General features: G+C 49.4%; 10 protein-coding genes and 2 rRNA genes. 11 read left to right on the top strand and 1 reads right to left on the bottom strand.

Features of this window, described 5'->3' with window-relative positions:
* Position 1: 1 nt before the first annotated feature.
* Positions 2 to 1,771, bottom strand: coding sequence for an SWIM zinc finger family protein (locus HW560_RS04060; RefSeq protein WP_177185931.1), 1,770 nt, complete (start codon positions 1,769 to 1,771; stop codon positions 2 to 4).
* Positions 1,772 to 1,995: 224 nt separating this feature from the next.
* Here HW560_RS04060 and HW560_RS04055 point away from each other — a divergent pair, with 224 nt between their 5' ends.
* From HW560_RS04055 to HW560_RS04010, 11 genes are all read left to right on the top strand, one after another.
* Positions 1,996 to 2,814 carry an endonuclease/exonuclease/phosphatase family protein gene (locus tag HW560_RS04055; RefSeq protein WP_179262122.1) on the top strand — a complete coding sequence of 273 codons (819 nt, stop codon included), beginning with the start codon at positions 1,996 to 1,998 and terminating at the stop codon, positions 2,812 to 2,814.
* 352 nt (positions 2,815 to 3,166) lie between these two features.
* Complete coding sequence (locus HW560_RS04050) at positions 3,167 to 5,419, top strand: glycoside hydrolase family 88/105 protein (protein WP_179262120.1); 2,253 nt, start codon at positions 3,167 to 3,169, stop codon at positions 5,417 to 5,419.
* A 79-nt stretch (positions 5,420 to 5,498) separates the two neighbouring features.
* Positions 5,499 to 5,621 carry a hypothetical protein gene (locus HW560_RS33650; RefSeq protein ID WP_256222540.1) on the top strand — a complete coding sequence of 41 codons (123 nt, stop codon included), beginning with the start codon at positions 5,499 to 5,501 and terminating at the stop codon, positions 5,619 to 5,621.
* A 132-nt stretch (positions 5,622 to 5,753) separates the two neighbouring features.
* Positions 5,754 to 7,088, top strand: a complete 1,335-nt coding sequence (locus HW560_RS04045) for an ABC transporter substrate-binding protein (RefSeq protein WP_090905126.1) — start codon at positions 5,754 to 5,756, stop codon at positions 7,086 to 7,088.
* Between the two features lie 46 nt (positions 7,089 to 7,134).
* The gene (locus HW560_RS04040; protein WP_257031684.1) at positions 7,135 to 8,085 is read left to right on the top strand and encodes a carbohydrate ABC transporter permease; all 951 of its coding nucleotides are present in this window, start codon (positions 7,135 to 7,137) and stop codon (positions 8,083 to 8,085) included.
* The gene (locus HW560_RS04035) at positions 8,082 to 8,930 is read left to right on the top strand and encodes a carbohydrate ABC transporter permease (protein ID WP_179262118.1); all 849 of its coding nucleotides are present in this window, start codon (positions 8,082 to 8,084) and stop codon (positions 8,928 to 8,930) included. Before HW560_RS04040 ends, HW560_RS04035 begins: the two co-directional genes overlap by 4 nt.
* Positions 8,931 to 8,955: 25 nt before the next feature.
* Entirely contained in the window at positions 8,956 to 10,854 is a 1,899-nt protein-coding gene (locus tag HW560_RS04030; RefSeq protein WP_179262116.1) for a sensor histidine kinase, read from the top strand.
* Positions 10,851 to 12,455 carry a response regulator gene (locus tag HW560_RS04025; protein WP_179262114.1) on the top strand — a complete coding sequence of 535 codons (1,605 nt, stop codon included), beginning with the start codon at positions 10,851 to 10,853 and terminating at the stop codon, positions 12,453 to 12,455. Before HW560_RS04030 ends, HW560_RS04025 begins: the two co-directional genes overlap by 4 nt.
* A gap of 50 nt (positions 12,456 to 12,505) precedes the next feature.
* Positions 12,506 to 13,051 (top strand): GNAT family N-acetyltransferase, encoded by a 546-nt coding sequence (locus HW560_RS04020; protein ID WP_179262112.1) that lies wholly within the window; start codon positions 12,506 to 12,508, stop codon positions 13,049 to 13,051.
* A gap of 767 nt (positions 13,052 to 13,818) precedes the next feature.
* Positions 13,819 to 15,370 (top strand): 16S ribosomal RNA (locus HW560_RS04015).
* Between the two features lie 310 nt (positions 15,371 to 15,680).
* Positions 15,681 to 18,605: ribosomal RNA gene (locus HW560_RS04010) — 23S ribosomal RNA — on the top strand.
* Together the 16S and 23S rRNA genes form the textbook arrangement of a ribosomal RNA operon.
* Positions 18,606 to 18,653: the final 48 nt, after the last annotated feature.

Below are 18,653 nucleotides of genomic sequence, written 5' to 3'. Positions count from 1 at the left end.
CTCATGAGATCAACTTACCTTTCCGAAGCTCTTCCTGCAGGGCGCGCAGTCGGCTGTTGCGGACAGCCAATGTGGTGATAAACTGCTCCCAATGCTCTTCCTGCTTCAATTTTTTATAAATTTTGGACAGACGCTTCAACAGTTTCACTGCTGCTTTGTATCCGTCCCTGTTTTTGTGTCCGATATAACGATCCACAGCCTGATGGTAGAAAGGCAATAGCAACTCGGGTGCATCCTTTTCAATCGGCTGTAGCACCGCTACCCGGAATTCAAGCGGCTCCGTCTCCGTGCTCAGTTGAAAATCAATCCACCGCCGCCACTGTCCCCGGGAATGCATTGCTTCCTCATAAGCCGGACGGGAATGAGGAAGCATGCTGACCAATGTGTCCCACATGCGGTGCTCTACATCAGGCAGATGATGAATGGCTGTGTCCCACAACTGCATGTAATCATTCAAAGGGGAGTTCCGTCGGTTCGCCAGCAAAGGTCCGAGCTGCACTAACCACTCGCTCAGCCGCTTCCAGTCGGAAGAATCTGCAAGCACATGAAGAAAATGCAGCAGATGCTCCGGCGGGATGCCATATGCCGAGCTTCCGCTGATTAATCGCTGCCAAGCCTGTTCATCTTGCCCCAAATGGAAATACATCCAGCTCTGCGCCAATACCAGCGGTAAGGGCAGCGTGACAGATTTAATCGGCCCACGGCTCCCGTTTTCCGTCAGATTTGCTACACTCAGCACGCTCTCACCAGGCTTGACGGGTTTGGACGCAGCAGCCAGGCCATTCTCTATTTCCTGTAGAAATGCCAGCTCTGACTCCAGCGTTTCCCGGTTCCCCTGAAGATTTGGCACGATCCAGTTTAACCAAAGCTCCCGATAAATCGGGGTGAAGAACATCATGCTGGACGTCTCGGAGATCATCTGCGTACGCAGGTAAGCCGAGGTTTCCTCAAGCCTGTTCCAAAGTTGTTCAAGCCTCGTGCCCTTCAGACCAGAGAGTTCCAACGGACGGCTAAAGATCTGTTCCAGCCCTTTCTGGAGCGCATCCACGGCAAGTTGAGCAGGATAGCTCAGATACACCGGTGTATGTGTGATTGAATTGCGGCCAGGCACACAGAAGCGAATCAGGTATAACTGAACATGCAGCTCAAATAACTGGTCCATGCCAGCGGACAGCTTAGGTTTGATGGAATAGAGCTCGTCCGCTGCGGCCTGCACGTATGATGTACTTGGCGTGCCTATCCCGAGTCGTTTCAGGCATGCTCGAAACAGCTCATGCCACTCCGTGATTTCAAGTTCTGCAAGTTCCGTTGCACGTTCCTTGATCTGGCTATACTGGTTATCAGGGATAGTGAGATCCTCTTCGTGCGCTGCGTAATCCGAACGTCCAGAAGGCGCAATAGCAGCAGGTTTTGGAGCCTGTTTCAGTGCCGTACTGGAGTGGGCGTTCACAATGCCATGTACGGGTCGGCCCAGTTGCTCCGCATAACTCATTAGAACCGCTATCATATGTTTGCAATGAGAACCAACCGGACAGGTACAGTGACTGGTGTTCAACGATTGCAAACTCAGCGTTACCTCATAATCATCGGAGCCTTGTACTTTAGCCAAAATTCCGTTTTGTTCGGTGTAGGTTAATGGGCCGACACGTTTCTGTTTATAATATTGGAATCCACGCATAATCGTCAGGTTGTTAAAATATTCAGCGACCTGCCTGATCAGCTGTTGCCACTGCGCATCATCCATGTTCATGTCATTAGGTATGTTCATCATTCCATCTCCTGGGGAAATCATAGGTTCAGTAATCACCACGTCTTGACGTAATGGTGTTCATTTTATGTATCCATCATATCAGTTATCGTGTGCTCCGTGCATCGGTTCTGAGAACTTGGACCATGCATAATAGGCTCGTCTTGTGTATGCTTAGCGTATGTATTCCTTTCAGGAACGATGCAGGCCGGGATTCGGCTTAATTTCAAACAACAGGAGAGTGCATAATGAAAATACTTACGTTAAATACACACGCTTGGGCAGAAGAAGACCAACTGAACAAGATCAGTCAGCTGGCTGATTTTATCAATACACATCAATTTGATGTCATCTCCATGCAGGAGGTCAACCAATCCATGCATGAAACAGCGCTGTCCGCGGAGGAACTGAAACATTACTTTGCCACGGAATTGGATGCTGTGATCAAAAAAGACAACTACGCCTACGTTCTGCTTACGCAACTGACCGAAACCTATTACTGGACATGGATTCCGGCCCATATCGGTTTCCAAAAATACGATGAAGGGCTGGCCATCCTGAGCCGGACGCCAATTACACAGGCTTTTGGTGAATATGTATCCCATATGCGGGATTACGACAACTACCGGACACGCAAAATTATGGGTATACAGACGGCCGTCCAAGGTGAAGCAACCTGGTTTGTAAATGGACACTATAACTGGTGGGATGATGAACAAGAGCCTTTCAAGGGACAGTGGGAACTAACCGAGAGCAAGCTTGCTCCATATATGGACCAGCCGCTGTATATTATGGGTGATTTCAATAATGTCGCGGAAGTACGTGGGGAAGGCTACGATTATATGATGAGCAAGGGCTGGAATGACCTGTATACGACGGCTGAGCAAAAGGATGACGGTGCAACCGTGGTCAAAGCCATTGCCGGCTGGGCGGATAACAAACGCGATCTGCGTATTGATTATATTTTCTCGAATCGTCCGGTACAGGCGAAGTCTTCGACGGTAGTTCTCAACGGAAAGAACGGCCCTGTGGTCTCTGACCATTACGGCGTAGCTGTGGAAATTTAACACTTGGTCATCCTTGTACACATTGTTATAGTGCCAGCCACATCTGTATATGAAGAAACCGAGAAGCTATTCATTAAATTTGACATCTTCGGATAATTTTAATTTACATGAGACGGACTACAACGATGTAGTCCGTTGTTTTGTCTTATCGTCAGACTGACAATACAATTATTTATTTGTAAGCGCAAACAAAAACCTGTAGCCACCGGGAAGCAGGTCAGTTATACTTGGTTTATTATTCGGCTGTTCCAACGATAAACGAGGTTCTTCAACGTTAGCCAAAAAGGGATTTTCTCACAAAGGTTAAGCGCTATACCTATATAATCCATCGGGAAAGGAATGTGGGCATTCAATGACAACGTATTTCAGTGAACCGCAGAGCATGTATTATCGATTCGGAGAAGATCAGGATCAGGTGCTGAAGGTGCTGGCTGAGAGGTATATAGGCGCCAATGCGCAGGCTGGTTTTGTATATCGGGTATTTCAGAAGTCTGGTATTTTGCAAAATGAGAAGGGTCTGTATGATCTGAATTTGAGTAAACGTTTCCCTGATGCACATAAAGGGCAGACTTCCTATGCCGCAGCGCTGGTCTGGGGAGATGAAGATCGAAATCTGGATGTGCTGGTCCGCTGTTATGGACCGGTTCGCTTCTATTTTAACGAGCAATTGGTATATCGCTCCACGGTCATGGATGAGATCAACCTGGACGCGACTATAAAGCTGGGAATCGACATAAAGCCGGGATGGAATACGTTGCTCCTGGAGATGAAGTATACACCTGCGGGATTTGGATGCCAGTTTGGCTCGGACGAGGGGAAAGTACGAATTCTGAATGTGCTTGCTCCTTTCCAGGAGAGACAGGGACAGGCCGGATGGGTATATTCCAAACCTGTGAGTTCGGAGGACAGTCATCCGGAATGGAATCTGCTCGGGTCAGAAGAGGATCACAGACTGGAGTGGCTGCCTGATGCGCTGTGGTCAGAGGAAAAGCAGATGCAACCGTCTTTGGAGAGAATGTACGGACATCTTCCTGGTCAGCAAGTCTATGCGTGGACACGGTTGATGAACAGGGATTTAAGCGATGGTCCAATCCGTTTGTCTGGTCAATCTTCCGGGCCGCTGACTATATGGATGAACGGCGTATCGGCAGTGCAATTAAAGGAAGCGGGTCCATTCGAGGTGAACATACCCGCATCTTTTGGACGGAACGACCTGTTGGTTCGCAGTGAATGTAGTGATACGGATGAGCCATGGAGTTTTGTGATAAACGCAACGGTGAATGGAGAGCAACTGGAGATGGAGCTTCCCCAACGTGTGCACGGAGCTTCTGGAGAGTCGTGGCTATATCTTGGACCTTTTGCATCGGAGGACGTCGAACCTGATTTGCAGGATCTAATGCGTATAGATCGAGTCTATAAAGGACGGAAGGAACGCATATATTGGCGATTGGACAGACCGGATGCGTGGATACGTCCATATTATGAAAATGCAATGCTCAGTAACAAATGGACAGTAGGCAGTGTAACCAACTATGGTCGCTGGGACTATCCTTTAGGTGTCACCGTGTATGGTTTGTTGCAGACTGGACGTTATTTGCAGCGACCTGACATTACACGTTATGCGTCAGAACACGTGCAGTTGTGTACCCGTATGGATGAATACTCATTATGGGATCGGGAGCAGTACGGTTTTCCGGCAATTAACCAGCAGCTGGTTATGATGAAAATGCTGGATAACTGTGGCTCTTTTGGCTCCGCAATGCTGGAGGCCTACTCCGAATGTCAGGAGCCGACGTTCTTGCCGATTGCCGAACGAATTGCAGATTTTATGCTGACTCGGTTGGAGCGACAGGAGGACGGTGCATTTTACCGCGAGTGTATCGGTGAGTTTGCCGAGAATACGATGTGGGCCGACGACCTTTATATGAGCACTCCGTTTCTTGTGCGGTATGCCCGACTGAAGGGGAATAATTCAGCACTGGACGAAGCAGCCAGACAATTTTTATTGTATCGGAAGTATCTGTTCATGCCTGAATTCAAGATCATGTCCCACGTATTCGATTTCAAATATGGACAGGCGACACAGATTCCGTGGGGACGGGGAAATGGTTGGACGCTCTTTTCACTGTCTGAGGTATTGGAAGCTTTGCCAGCAGAGCACCCGGATCGCCCGGCTTTAATTGGCTTCTTTAATGAAATATGTGAAGGATATGCAGCTCTGCAAGGAGAGGGCGGATTGTGGCATCAGGTATTGAATGATTCGGAAACATACCAGGAAGCCTCCTGTACAGCGATGTTTGCATATGGTTTTGCACGGGGAGTGCGGTTTGGCTGGTTAAATCAACCTGCACGTTACTTTGAAGCAGCTGAACGGGCCTGGAGCGGATTAACCCGTAAAGCGATTGACCGTCAGGGCAATGTACATGGTGTATGCAGTGGGTCGAGATATGCCTTTACCGCAGAATATTACAATAAAGACCTGCTCACAGTAACGAATGACAATCACGGTATTGGCATTATGATGCTGGCAGGAACCGAAGTAGCGAAGATGAAGAAACATCTGGCCCAGCCTAAGGTGTCATCAACTGTTGTGACGCAATCCTGAAAGTGTCAGTAAAACCACAGGATACCTTGATCGAAATCTTACATGGTATCTACTTTAACGTTTCAATGCAGACGTCAGGATGACTACCGTTGAGATGGAGCGAGGCACAGTGCGCCGCACGAAGAATGCTGTATATATGAATAACCACCAGGTGCATCAATTCTGGTGGTTATTTAATCACTGGATTATCGATGACAATTGAATGGACACTTGTCCCAACCCCTTACTTTTTTGACAGGAAAGCTTACTTTTGTTTATGTCATGAGCAGCCATAGGCCGTTACAATAGTTTTTGTAAGCGATTCCATAAAAGCAAAAGGGGAGGAAATTCATTCATGTTGAATACCAAAAAGTGGGTAACCTTGTTCTGCCTATCCCTGTTAATGTTTGCTACAGCCTGTTCCGGAGGATCATCAGCCCCGTCTGCTTCAACCAATGAAGGAGAAGAAGGAGACACTTCCGGCAAAATTGAACTTCGTATGACCTGGTGGGGATCACAGACTCGCCACGATCTCACGACCAAAGTGATTAAGCTGTTTGAAGAGAAGCACCCTGGCATTACCATTAAGCCGGAATATTCCGGTTGGGACGGATACTTTGACAAGCTGACTACACAGGTAGCCGGTTCAAATGCACCGGATATCATACAGATGGATTACGCTTTTCTAACCGACTTTGCCCGGCGTGGTGCATTGCTTGACCTGACCCCATATGCAGAGAGCAAAGAGCTGCGCACAGAAGACCATGACAAGAGCATGCTCAAAGCCGGATCGATTGACGATAAATTATACGCCATTACATTGGGTGTAAATGCGCCAGGTGTCATCTATGATGCCACCGTATTCCAGGAGCTCGGGATCGAGGAGCCGCAGGAAAGCTGGACGTGGAAGGATTTTAGCGACATAGCGGCCAAGATTGCAGCAGAGAAAGGTGACGGTTTCTACGGTTCGGCGGATGTATCAGGAACCACGAACATGTTTGAGGTATTTATCCGGCAAACAGGCAAGGGACTATTTGATGGCGGGACGTTGACAGCTACCAGCGAGGAGCTCCAGCAATGGTTTGACATGTGGGGGGCGCTTCGTGAGAACGGGGGGGCAACCTCTGCGGAAGTGACGGCATCCACTACGAATGCACTGGAGACACGCCCGATCTCGCTTGGTACAGCCGCCATGGACTTTGCCTGGTCTAATCAATTGCTGACGTTCCAGCAGGTGAACAAAAACCAGGATCATAAGCTTGGGATACAAGTGCTTCCGCACGGTGTGGGTGAAAAGCAAATCGGTGAATACCTGAAAGCAGGTCAGTTCCTGTCCGGTTATGCCAAAACAAAACATCCGAAGGAAGTGGCGATGTTTATCGACTTCATGGTCAATGATCCCGAAGCTACCGCCATTCTCGGCTCGGAGCGCGGCGTACCCGTCAATGCCAGCATCCGTGAGAAGATGCAGCCTACGCTACCAGAAGCGGAGCAAGCCATCTTCCAATTTATCGATGTGGTATCGAAAAACTCCAGTGAAATTGATCCGCCATACCCACAAGGATTTTCCGAAGTGGATACCAGCTTCAAGAGTGCAAGCGAGCAGATCGCCTTCGGTCAAGGCAATACACCGGATGTGATTGCCCAGTTCATTGAAGGGGCCAAGGCGACACTTGCATCAAGTCAATAACACTTGAATGGTTCCAGACTTCATATTCCGCGGGGAGGTTGCGAAGATGAGTACAACACAGATCAGTCAAGCACGAACCGAGCGTGTAACAGCCCGGCGGGTGAAGCGGAGATATGCCCATAATGGAGCAGCGCTTCTGTTTCTGGCCCCATGGCTGGTTGGTTTATTGTTTCTGACACTTGGGCCGATGCTCGTTTCCTTATACATTTCGTTCACCGACTACAGTATCCTGGCCGCCCCTTCCTGGGTCGGTCTGGATAACTACACCACGATGTTTACATCGGATAAACTGTTTATCCAATCGCTCAAAGTCACATTTACGTATGTCGCTGTCTCCGTACCGATCAAGCTGATTTTTGCCCTGCTGGTGGCGATGCTGTTGAACAAAGGCATTCGTGGGCTCGGCATTTACCGTACGGTGTATTACATCCCAACCCTGCTTGGGGGCAGTGTCGCAATTGCGATGCTGTGGCGCAAAATGCTGGGCGGTGACGGACTGCTTAATGGGGTACTTGCCATGATCGGCATTAAGGCACCCGATTGGGTCGCCAACCCGAAATATGCCCTGTATTCAATCGTACTGCTGTCCGTATGGCAGTTCGGATCGTCGATGATTATTTTCCTGGCAGGCTTGAAACAGATTCCACCTGAGTATGACGAAGCTTCCTCGGTAGATGGAGCAGGACCGCTCCGGAGATTCTTTTATATCACACTGCCGATTCTGTCACCGGTGATCTTTTTCAATCTCGTGATGCAGCTGATTACCTCCTTCCAGTCATTTACTCAGGCTTTTGTCATCAGTAACGGCAGCGGGGGGCCAGTCAATTCAACTTTAATGTACTCTTTATACCTGTACAAAAAAGGGTTCTCGTTCTTCCAGATGGGTTATGCGTCCGCGATGGCCTGGGTGCTGGTGATCCTGATCGGTGTCTTTACATTGCTGGTATTCCGCAGCAGCAAGCTGTGGGTGCACTATGAGGATGGTGGAAAATCATGATTGGACAACGAAATGCTGCTACGTGGGTAGTCGCCAAACATGTACTGATCTCGGTTATTGCCTTTGTCATGCTGTATCCGGTGCTCTGGATGCTGGGCAGTTCATTCAAACCGGGACATATGATTTTCACCGAGACTTGGTTTTGGCCGCGAGAATGGAACTGGCAAAATTACATCAATGGCTGGACGGGCATTCAGGGCAATCCCTTCTCCCGTTTTCTGACCAACTCCGTCGTCCTGTCGCTGGGCGCTGTGCTTGGCAATGTCATCTCTTGCTCGATGGCGGCATATGCCTTTGCCAGATTGAATTTTCGGTTCAAAGCGATTTGCTTTGGCTTAATGCTAATGACGATCATGCTGCCGCACCATGTGACGCTGATCCCTCAATATATTCTGTTTAACCATCTGGAATGGGTGAATACGTATCTGCCGCTGGTGGTGCCGAAATGGCTGGCGACCGATGCCTTCTTCATTTTCCTGATGGTCCAGTTCTTCCGGGGATTGCCCAAAGAGCTGGATGAAGCGGCGACGATTGATGGATGTGGTCCTGTACGAATTTACACCAAAATTATCATTCCGCTGGCCTTTCCGGCGCTGGTGACGACGATGATCTTTACCTTTTTGTGGACATGGGATGACTTCTTCAGTCAGTTGATCTATCTGAGTGATGTCAGCAAATACACGGTGCCGCTGGGCTTACGCCTGTTCCTCGATTCCAGTTCTCAATCGGATTGGGGACCGATGTTTGCAATGTCAGTGCTGTCACTGGTGCCTTGTTTTATCGTATTTATCGTGTGTCAAAAGTATTTCGTGGAAGGAATCGCGACCTCTGGGCTCAAAGGGTAATTCCAAGACGAAACGAGTTGATTCCATGCGGAAACGAAGATTATCGTTATTCCTAAATCATAAGCTGCAACAAAGCAAGCTCTCCACGTTGATGGTGACTTGCTTTATTGCGTTTAATCTACTTCTCGTCTCGGTTATTGTTTGGCTGGCATACCAGTCGTTCTCTGCCGTCACGTTTACCGAGATTAGCAAAGCACGACTTGCTCTTCTGAATGAGAGTACACGCCGCGGGTTTGATTTTATTACAGGTGTGACAGGCACGGCTTATTCTTTGGCGAGCAACCGTGAGCTGTCGAGTCTGCTTGAAACGAAAGGAGCGGGAAGGCTGACACAGATCCACCAACGGCGTGAGGTATCCAAAATACTGGATCATACGGTGGTAGTCAGTGAAGGTATTACCTCCGTGGAGCTGTATACGGATGCCTTCAACGGTGTCGCTGTCACGATGGCCGACCGCATTTATCCAGTGGATACGATTGCCGGTGATTCATGGTTTGCTGCACTGGAGCATGCGGATGCGGCTTGGGTACCTCTGCGGGAAAACGAATCAGGCCAATCGCTAATCGGATACGCCCAGCGAATCTTTGACAGCCGGGGTGGTACGGTAGCCTACGTGCTCATCCGCCTGAGTCGCGCCGATATTGTACGTAGATTTGCGGATATGCCGATGGTGCTGGATGGACAGGTACTGTTGGTGGATACCGCAGGTAACGTCGTCATGCAGATGGGCGATGACAATTTAGAGGTGAATTCTGGTGAGGATTTGAGTTCAATTCATGGAGCCTCGGGAATTTTTCCTTCTATTAGTGTATCTGCTAATTTCGCTGCTGCTGGGGAAAGCGAACCAGTCGTCGATCGTGCATGGATTCAGGAGCATGTTGAACATGGGGAGGACGGCTTTGAAGTGGTTTCCGGCAAGCCTGGTGGAGCGCAGCTTGTACTGTATTCAAGACCTGCCATGCTTCAGTGGCGATTGGTACAGACCATCCCTGTTCACACACTATTATCTCCTGTGAGGCAGGCCGGATGGCAGGTCCTTGGAATAGCTGTGCTGGGGTTACTATTTTCGGCGGTACTTGCGTATCTGTTCGTTTGGCGGATTGTTCGTCCTTTACGTCAGCTGATCAAGCGGATGAGGCAATTGGAGAAGGGGGATTTCAATACCCGGGTTCAGCTTTCGTTTACCGAGGAATATGCCCATTTGGCGTATGGATTCAATCATATGGCATCACAATTGACGGAGTTGATGGAGCGGGTCAAAGAAGAGAGCCGAGCGAAGCGTGAAGCACAGACCGGTTTACTGGAGGCGCAAATCAAACCGCATTTTTTGTACAACACACTCGACATGATCCACTGGCGTGCTCTCGATTATGAGGCCAAGGACATCAGCCGCATGATTGTACAACTCAGCAAACTGCTGCGTATCGGATTGAGCGGCGGCAGACTATTCATCCGGGTACGGGATGAGTTGGAGCATGCTCGTTGTTACGTCAGCATTCAGTCAGAGCGTCTTCCGTTCTCTATTGATTATCAGGAACAGATTGATCCGAGAGTGCGAGGCTGTTACATTCCCAAAATCATTTTACAGCCTTTTATCGAGAATGCAGTCATGCATGGGCATCCAAAGGAAGGAAAACTTCGCATACAGGTGGATATGCGCGAATTGGAGGGCATCGATCCACCATCCAAAATCATCATTTGCATAAGAGATAACGGACAGGGCTTGCCTGAGGGCTGGAAGCTGGAGGAGACAACGGGCATTGGGATACGTAATGTACATCAACGCATTCAACTGTATTGTGGCATGGGGTATGGCATTGATATATGCGCAGGTGAATTGGGCGGAGTAGGAGTGACCATTACGCTGCCGCGTATCGAGACGGAAGAACAATTAAACTTATGGCTGGGCGGTGAAAATGAATGAAAAGCATTATGCTCATAGACGATGACCCGCATATTGTAAAAGCATTGACCGACCATATTGATTGGCCATCCATTGGCCTCCGCATTGCAGGAACTGCTTCCAATGGCGTGGATGCACTGGAGATGTTCCAACAGCTGCGCCCCGATCTTGTGATGACGGACGTCTATTTGCCAGGAATGACAGGACTTGAGCTCACGCAGGCGTTGCGGCGGGACCATCCCCATCTGCCGATCATCATTCTTAGTGGATATGACGAATTCGAGAATGCCCGGGCGGCCATGCGTTGGGGCGTGAATCATTTTTTGCTGAAGCCTGCGGAAGTGGAGGAGATTGAGTCTGTTCTGCGTGAGGTGTTACTGGAACAGGATGTGCGTGAGCGGCATGAGCAGCTAGAGCGGACATACAAACAGGAGATTGGACGGGTGGTTCCTTATCTTCGCAAACTATTTCTTCACGAGCTGTTAACCACGCGCTATCGGGAAGAGGAGCTGCCTGCGGAGCGTATGGATTATGTGGGTATTCGCATACCCTCTCAAGTGCGCGCAATAAGTCTACAGTTGTACCGGCCTGCATTTCTGACAAAGATGAAAGAGCGGGACTGGCAGCTATTAAGATATGGGGCAGCAGATATAATTCAGGAGACCGTCAAAGAGCAGACTTCGCAAATAAACGACTGCCAGGTGGAGATCGTGGATTACTCGGATCAGGTGTTTGTGCTGCTTCTATTTGACGAGAGGGACCCGCTAGAGCAATTTGAGTCCATTGTTGAACGGATGATTGATCAGATTTTTACGTACCTCAAGATCGAAATGAGCGCAGGTATTGGAACGTCCAAAGGGCACTTATGCGAAGTGATGGACTCTTATCTGGAGAGCAGGGAGGCGCTGGAGAAAGCAGAGTTTCAGGGCGGGAGTCGTGTATATCGATATGATTCATCTGCTGCTTTAACGCCGAGCGCAACGGATTACTCGCTATTGCTGCGACAATGGAATGAGTCATGGGCAGATATGAGGACTGATCTGGCAGAGGAGATATGGGTTCAGCTTCGCAATCTGTTGGAGGAAGGGGGTGGTGCCAGTATTCAGGATGTGCAAGTTGTGGCCGTGAGCCTGTTCGACACGTTAATTCATAGTTGGAACCGACATTATCCCATGCTGGCACCGCCGCTCGCGATGAGCCATTTTTTGTGGGAAATCCAATCGAAATATGGGCTGCAGGATCTGATATGCTGGATGGATGGTATTATTCGAAACTGGATGGAACAGATACGTAAAGAAATGGGCGAGAAAAAAACCAATAAACTAGTGGAGCAGGTGAAACAGTACGTGGAAATGCATTATGCTGAAGAAATCAGTTTTGAAGCCATTGCCAAGGGACTGTTTGTGCACCCCAAATATTTGAGTCAGCTGTTCAAGAGAGTGACCGGAGAGAACTTTGTGAGTTATGTAAACGGGTATCGGATTCAACGTGCGTTGGAGCTATTACAGTCAGGGCATTACATGGTCTACGAAGTTAGCGAGATGACAGGGTTCCGCAACGCGACGTATTTCAGTCAGGTGTTCAAGATGCTTACGGGCAAGAGTCCGTCTGAGGTGGGGTAGAGCCATGAATAGGATATGCAAAATAAAATAGAATGGAGGGATTATGGCGTATGATCATCGATCAACAGGAGTTTAATGTAAAAGGATTGACCTATTCGATTAGGTCCGCAATTGAAAAGGATGCTGAGGTATTGTCTTCACTTCGTGTACAGATGGATGGAGAAACCGAGTATATGGATCGTGAGCAAGGTGAAGGCTTTATTGATCCAGCTGGATTTGAACACATAATTCGGTCGGACTCGGAAAAAGAGAGAAACCTGTTTCTCGTTACTGTCGTAAAGGAACAAATCGTCGGGTATTCCAGATGTGAAGGAGTTGATCTAAAGCGATTTTCTCATAAGGTTGAATTTGGTGTTTGTGTAGCGAAAGAGTTCTGGGGATACGGGATCGGCGAGAAACTACTCGAACTATCGATAGATTGGGCAGATACGAATGGAATTGAGAAAATGACCTTGAACGTGGTGGGGACGAACGATAAGGCGATGGAGCTTTACAGAAGAATGGGCTTCGAGATAGAGGGAACTTTGAAAAAGGATCGGCGACACGCGGACGGTCGGTATTACGATACAGTTATGATGGGAAGGTTCAGGGGCTGAGGGGAGAAGGGGATGCTGAGAAGTTTGGCTAGCCATACGCCACTCCTTTTTTGTATCAATGAGTATATATTAGAGAACAGATACTAGAGTCACTACGCATCTTTTATGGAGAGAGTAAGTATCTATTCATTGCAGGTTTATTAAAATTTGATTTCATATATTGCTATAGAAGCTATTGGATAATCGATATAAAACTAAGCATCCCTTTAGCTGCTAGTTAGTGTTTCTTCAAAACGAATAGAATATCAGTTTGCTATGAACAGTAACTATTACCCTTTCTCAATAAGTTAATGATAATTAGTATTGTCATATCTATAGAGTGTAGCAGATAGGGTCTGATTTCAAGACTATGACTTAGTATGATATAGAAGGGGAATATAACGGTTCTATTGTTCTCATAAAACGAGGATAGAGAAATATTAATTAAGGGTTGCAATTTATTTTTGTACATGGTATATTCTAATTCCGGCCAAGAAAACACGAGAAACACGGTGCGGCAAGCAAATGAAATAAGCTTCGAAAGAAACTTAAAAAAGAGCTTGCAAAGTTGGTTCGGATGTGATAAGATATAAAAGTTGCTGAGGTGAACAACACACGGCAATGAAACAAGTTTGATCTTTGAAAACTGAACAACGAGTGAGTAAACATTCTGCTTGCAGAGTGAACGCGAAAGTTTGAGACAAGCCTTGGCTTGGATCGACTGGAGCATAAAATGAGATTTTTAATCTCGTCAGTTTCAAAATGAGCTTATCGCTCTTTTCAATACTTTATTGGAGAGTTTGATCCTGGCTCAGGACGAACGCTGGCGGCATGCCTAATACATGCAAGTCGAGCGGACTTGATGAGAAGCTTGCTTCTCTGATGGTTAGCGGCGGACGGGTGAGTAACACGTAGGCAACCTGCCCTCAAGCTTGGGACAACTACCGGAAACGGTAGCTAATACCGAATAGTTGTTTTCTTCTCCTGAAGAGAACTGGAAAGACGGAGCAATCTGTCACTTGGGGATGGGCCTGCGGCGCATTAGCTAGTTGGTGGGGTAACGGCTCACCAAGGCGACGATGCGTAGCCGACCTGAGAGGGTGATCGGCCACACTGGGACTGAGACACGGCCCAGACTCCTACGGGAGGCAGCAGTAGGGAATCTTCCGCAATGGGCGAAAGCCTGACGGAGCAATGCCGCGTGAGTGATGAAGGTTTTCGGATCGTAAAGCTCTGTTGCCAGGGAAGAACGCTTGGGAGAGTGACTGCTCTCAAGGTGACGGTACCTGAGAAGAAAGCCCCGGCTAACTACGTGCCAGCAGCCGCGGTAATACGTAGGGGGCAAGCGTTGTCCGGAATTATTGGGCGTAAAGCGCGCGCAGGCGGTCATTTAAGTCTGGTGTTTAATCCCGGGGCTCAACCCCGGATCGCACTGGAAACTGGGTGACTTGAGTGCAGAAGAGGAGAGTGGAATTCCACGTGTAGCGGTGAAATGCGTAGATATGTGGAGGAACACCAGTGGCGAAGGCGACTCTCTGGGCTGTAACTGACGCTGAGGCGCGAAAGCGTGGGGAGCAAACAGGATTAGATACCCTGGTAGTCCACGCCGTAAACGATGAGTGCTAGGTGTTAGGGGTTTCGATACCCTTGGTGCCGAAGTTAACACATTAAGCACTCCGCCTGGGGAGTACGGTCGCAAGACTGAAACTCAAAGGAATTGACGGGGACCCGCACAAGCAGTGGAGTATGTGGTTTAATTCGAAGCAACGCGAAGAACCTTACCAGGTCTTGACATCCCTCTGACCGGTACAGAGATGTACCTTTCCTTCGGGACAGAGGAGACAGGTGGTGCATGGTTGTCGTCAGCTCGTGTCGTGAGATGTTGGGTTAAGTCCCGCAACGAGCGCAACCCTTGATCTTAGTTGCCAGCACTTCGGGTGGGCACTCTAAGGTGACTGCCGGTGACAAACCGGAGGAAGGTGGGGATGACGTCAAATCATCATGCCCCTTATGACCTGGGCTACACACGTACTACAATGGCCGGTACAACGGGCTGTGAAGCCGCGAGGTGGAACGAATCCTAAAAAGCCGGTCTCAGTTCGGATTGCAGGCTGCAACTCGCCTGCATGAAGTCGGAATTGCTAGTAATCGCGGATCAGCATGCCGCGGTGAATACGTTCCCGGGTCTTGTACACACCGCCCGTCACACCACGAGAGTTTATAACACCCGAAGTCGGTGGGGTAACCGCAAGGAGCCAGCCGCCGAAGGTGGGATAGATGATTGGGGTGAAGTCGTAACAAGGTAGCCGTATCGGAAGGTGCGGCTGGATCACCTCCTTTCTATGGAGAATCGTTTCCCGCGTGGAAACATTCAAATACGCAGCTTAGCTGCACAACTTACTCACTCGTTGCTCAGTTTTGAGAGCTCAAACTCTCAAAACAGCTTGCTTTTGCATGGAGCTTGTTCTTTGAAAACTAGATATCGAAACGAAATTTTGCGATTTAGAACATTCCTTTTTAAGCTGAACTTGTGTTAAAACAAGTTTCAATAAATAGTGAAAACTGCATTGCGATGGTATCGAATGGGAGTGACTTTTGGCTTTGCGTAAGCAAAACAAGGGAAGCGAGCAGTCGAAACCGGAGCAATTATGGTTAAGCTACTAAGAGCACACGGAGGATGCCTAGGCGCTAGGAGCCGATGAAGGACGTGGCGAACAACGAAACTGCCTCGGGGAGCTGTAAGCAAGCTTTGATCCGGGGGTGTCCGAATGGGGAAACCCAGCTGGGGTAATTTCCAGTTACTCATAACTGAATACATAGGTTATGTAGAGGCATACCAGGGGAACTGAAACATCTAAGTACCCTGAGGAAGAGAAAACAATAGTGATTCCGTCAGTAGCGGCGAGCGAACGCGGAGAAGCCCAAACCAGAGAGCTTGCTCTTTGGGGTTGTGGGACATCTCACATGGAGTTACAAAGGAGCCGGTTAAACGAAGAGGTCTGGAAAGGCCCGCCAAAGAAGGTAAAAGCCCTGTAGTTGAAAGTTGGCTCTCTCCGAGATGTATCCCGAGTAGTGCGGGGCACGTGAAACCCCGTATGAATCCGGCAGGACCATCTGCCAAGGCTAAATACTTCCTAGCGACCGATAGTGAAGCAGTACCGTGAGGGAAAGGTGAAAAGCACCCCGGAAGGGGAGTGAAATAGAACCTGAAACCGTGTGCTTACAAAAAGTCAGAGCCCGTTTTAGGGGTGATGGCGTGCCTTTTGTAGAATGAACCGGCGAGTTACGTTCCCGTGCAAGGTTAAGGTGAAGAGCCGGAGCCGCAGCGAAAGCGAGTCTGAATAGGGCGATGTAGTACGTGGACGTAGACCCGAAACCGGGTGATCTACCCCTGTCCAGGGTGAAGGTGCGGTAACACGCACTGGAGGCCCGAACCCACGCACGTTGAAAAGTGCGGGGATGAGGTGGGGGTAGCGGAGAAATTCCAATCGAACTCGGAGATAGCTGGTTCTCCCCGAAATAGCTTTAGGGCTAGCCTCGGAAAACAGAGTCGTGGAGGTAGAGCACTGATTGGGTGCGGGGCCCGCAAGGGTTACCAAGCTCAGTCAAACTCCGAATGCCATAGACTTACTTCCGGGAGTCAGACAGTGAGTGCTAAGATCCATTGTCAAAAGGGAAACAGCCCAGACCATCAGCTAAGGTCCCCAAGTGTGTGTTAAGTGGGAAAGGATGTGGAGTTGCACAGACAACCAGGATGTTGGCTTAGAAGCAGCCACCATTGAAAGAGTGCGTAATAGCTCACTGGTCGAGTGACTCTGCGCCGAAAATGTAACGGGGCTAAACACACCACCGAAGCTATGGCTTGATGCTTGCATCAGGGGTAGGGGAGCGTTGTATAAGGGTTGAAGGTGTACCGTAAGGAGCGCTGGACATTATACAAGTGAGAATGCCGGTATGAGTAACGAAAAGATCAGTGAGAATCTGATCCGCCGAAAGCCTAAGGGTTCCTGAGGAAGGCTCGTCCGCTCAGGGTAAGTCGGGACCTAAGGCGAGGCCGAAAGGCGTAGTCGAAGGACAACAGGTCGAAATTCCTGTACCACCGTAAGCCGTTATGAGCAATGGGGGGACGCAGCAGGGTAGTGACGCGGACTGATGGATGTCCGTCTAAGCAGTGAGGCTGATGTGTAGGCAAATCCGCACATCGTAAGGCTGGGCTGTAATGGGGAGCGAAAATTATAGTAGCGAAGGTCATGATCTCACACTGCCAAGAAAAGCCTCTAGCCAGGTGATGGTGCCCGTACCGCAAACCGACACAGGTAGGCGAGAAGAGAATTCTAAGGCGCGCGGAAGAACTCTCGTTAAGGAACTCGGCAAAATGACCCCGTAACTTCGGGAGAAGGGGTGCCCTGGTAGTGTGAATAGCACGAGGGGGCCGCAGTGAAAAGGCCCAAGCGACTGTTTAGCAAAAACACAGGTCTGTGCGAAGCCGTAAGGCGAAGTATACGGGCTGACGCCTGCCCGGTGCTGGAAGGTTAAGGGGAGCGGTTAGGAGCAATCCGAAGCTGTGAACCGAAGCCCCAGTAAACGGCGGCCGTAACTATAACGGTCCTAAGGTAGCGAAATTCCTTGTCAGGTAAATTCTGACCCGCACGAATGGCGTAACGACTTGGGCGCTGTCTCAACGAGAGATCCGGTGAAATTTTAATACCTGTGAAGATGCAGGTTACCCGCGACAAGACGGAAAGACCCCATGGAGCTTTACTGCAGCTTGATATTGAATTTGGGTACGATCTGTACAGGATAGGTGGGAGCCTTTGAAGCGTGAGCGCCAGCTTGCGTGGAGGCACCGTTGGGATACCACCCTGATCGTATCTAGGTTCTAACCTGGTACCGTAATCCGGTGCGGGGACAGTGTCAGGTGGGCAGTTTGACTGGGGCGGTCGCCTCCTAAAGAGTAACGGAGGCGCCCAAAGGTTCCCTCAGAATGGTTGGAAATCATTCGAAGAGTGCAAAGGCATAAGGGAGCTTGACTGCGAGACCTACAAGTCGAGCAGGGACGAAAGTCGGGCTTAGTGATCCGGTGGTACCGCATGGAAGGGCCATCGCTCAACGGATAAAAGCTACCCTGGGGATAACAGGCTTATCTCCCCCAAGAGTCCACATCGACGGGGAGGTTTGGCACCTCGATGTCGGCTCATCGCATCCTGGGGCTGAAGTAGGTCCCAAGGGTTGGGCTGTTCGCCCATTAAAGCGGTACGCGAGCTGGGTTCAGAACGTCGTGAGACAGTTCGGTCCCTATCTGTCGTGGGCGTAGGAAATTTGAGAGGAGCTGTCCTTAGTACGAGAGGACCGGGATGGACGTACCGCTGGTGTACCAGTTGTTCCGCCAGGAGCACCGCTGGGTAGCTATGTACGGAAGGGATAAGCGCTGAAAGCATCTAAGCGTGAAGCCCCCCTCAAGATGAGATTTCCCAGTATGTAAGACCCCTTGAAGACGACGAGGTAGATAGGCTGGGGGTGGAAGTGCAGCAATGCATGGAGCTGACCAGTACTAATCGGTCGAGGGCTTATCCAAGATATGCAGGTTATAAGTCGCAAATTTCGTTTCGGATCTAGTTTTCAG

This window comes from Paenibacillus sp. E222, from assembly GCF_013401555.1.
Taxonomy (GTDB): domain Bacteria; phylum Bacillota; class Bacilli; order Paenibacillales; family Paenibacillaceae; genus Paenibacillus.
This window is presented reverse-complemented; position numbering and strand designations above follow the sequence as displayed.

What these genes read in the sequence shown, in the direction of transcription:
- HW560_RS04060 (WP_177185931.1), bottom strand. Translation starts at nt 1,771, where the DNA reads ATGATGAACATACCTAATGACATGAACATGGATGATGCGCAGTGGCAA.
- HW560_RS04055 (WP_179262122.1), top strand. Translation starts at nt 1,996, where the DNA reads ATGAAAATACTTACGTTAAATACACACGCTTGGGCAGAAGAAGACCAA.
- HW560_RS04050 (WP_179262120.1), top strand. Translation starts at nt 3,167, where the DNA reads ATGACAACGTATTTCAGTGAACCGCAGAGCATGTATTATCGATTCGGA.
- HW560_RS33650 (WP_256222540.1), top strand. Translation starts at nt 5,499, where the DNA reads ATGACTACCGTTGAGATGGAGCGAGGCACAGTGCGCCGCACGAAGAAT.
- HW560_RS04045 (WP_090905126.1), top strand. Translation starts at nt 5,754, where the DNA reads ATGTTGAATACCAAAAAGTGGGTAACCTTGTTCTGCCTATCCCTGTTA.
- HW560_RS04040 (WP_257031684.1), top strand. Translation starts at nt 7,135, where the DNA reads ATGAGTACAACACAGATCAGTCAAGCACGAACCGAGCGTGTAACAGCC.
- HW560_RS04035 (WP_179262118.1), top strand. Translation starts at nt 8,082, where the DNA reads ATGATTGGACAACGAAATGCTGCTACGTGGGTAGTCGCCAAACATGTA.
- HW560_RS04030 (WP_179262116.1), top strand. Translation starts at nt 8,956, where the DNA reads ATGCGGAAACGAAGATTATCGTTATTCCTAAATCATAAGCTGCAACAA.
- HW560_RS04025 (WP_179262114.1), top strand. Translation starts at nt 10,851, where the DNA reads ATGAAAAGCATTATGCTCATAGACGATGACCCGCATATTGTAAAAGCA.
- HW560_RS04020 (WP_179262112.1), top strand. Translation starts at nt 12,506, where the DNA reads ATGATCATCGATCAACAGGAGTTTAATGTAAAAGGATTGACCTATTCG.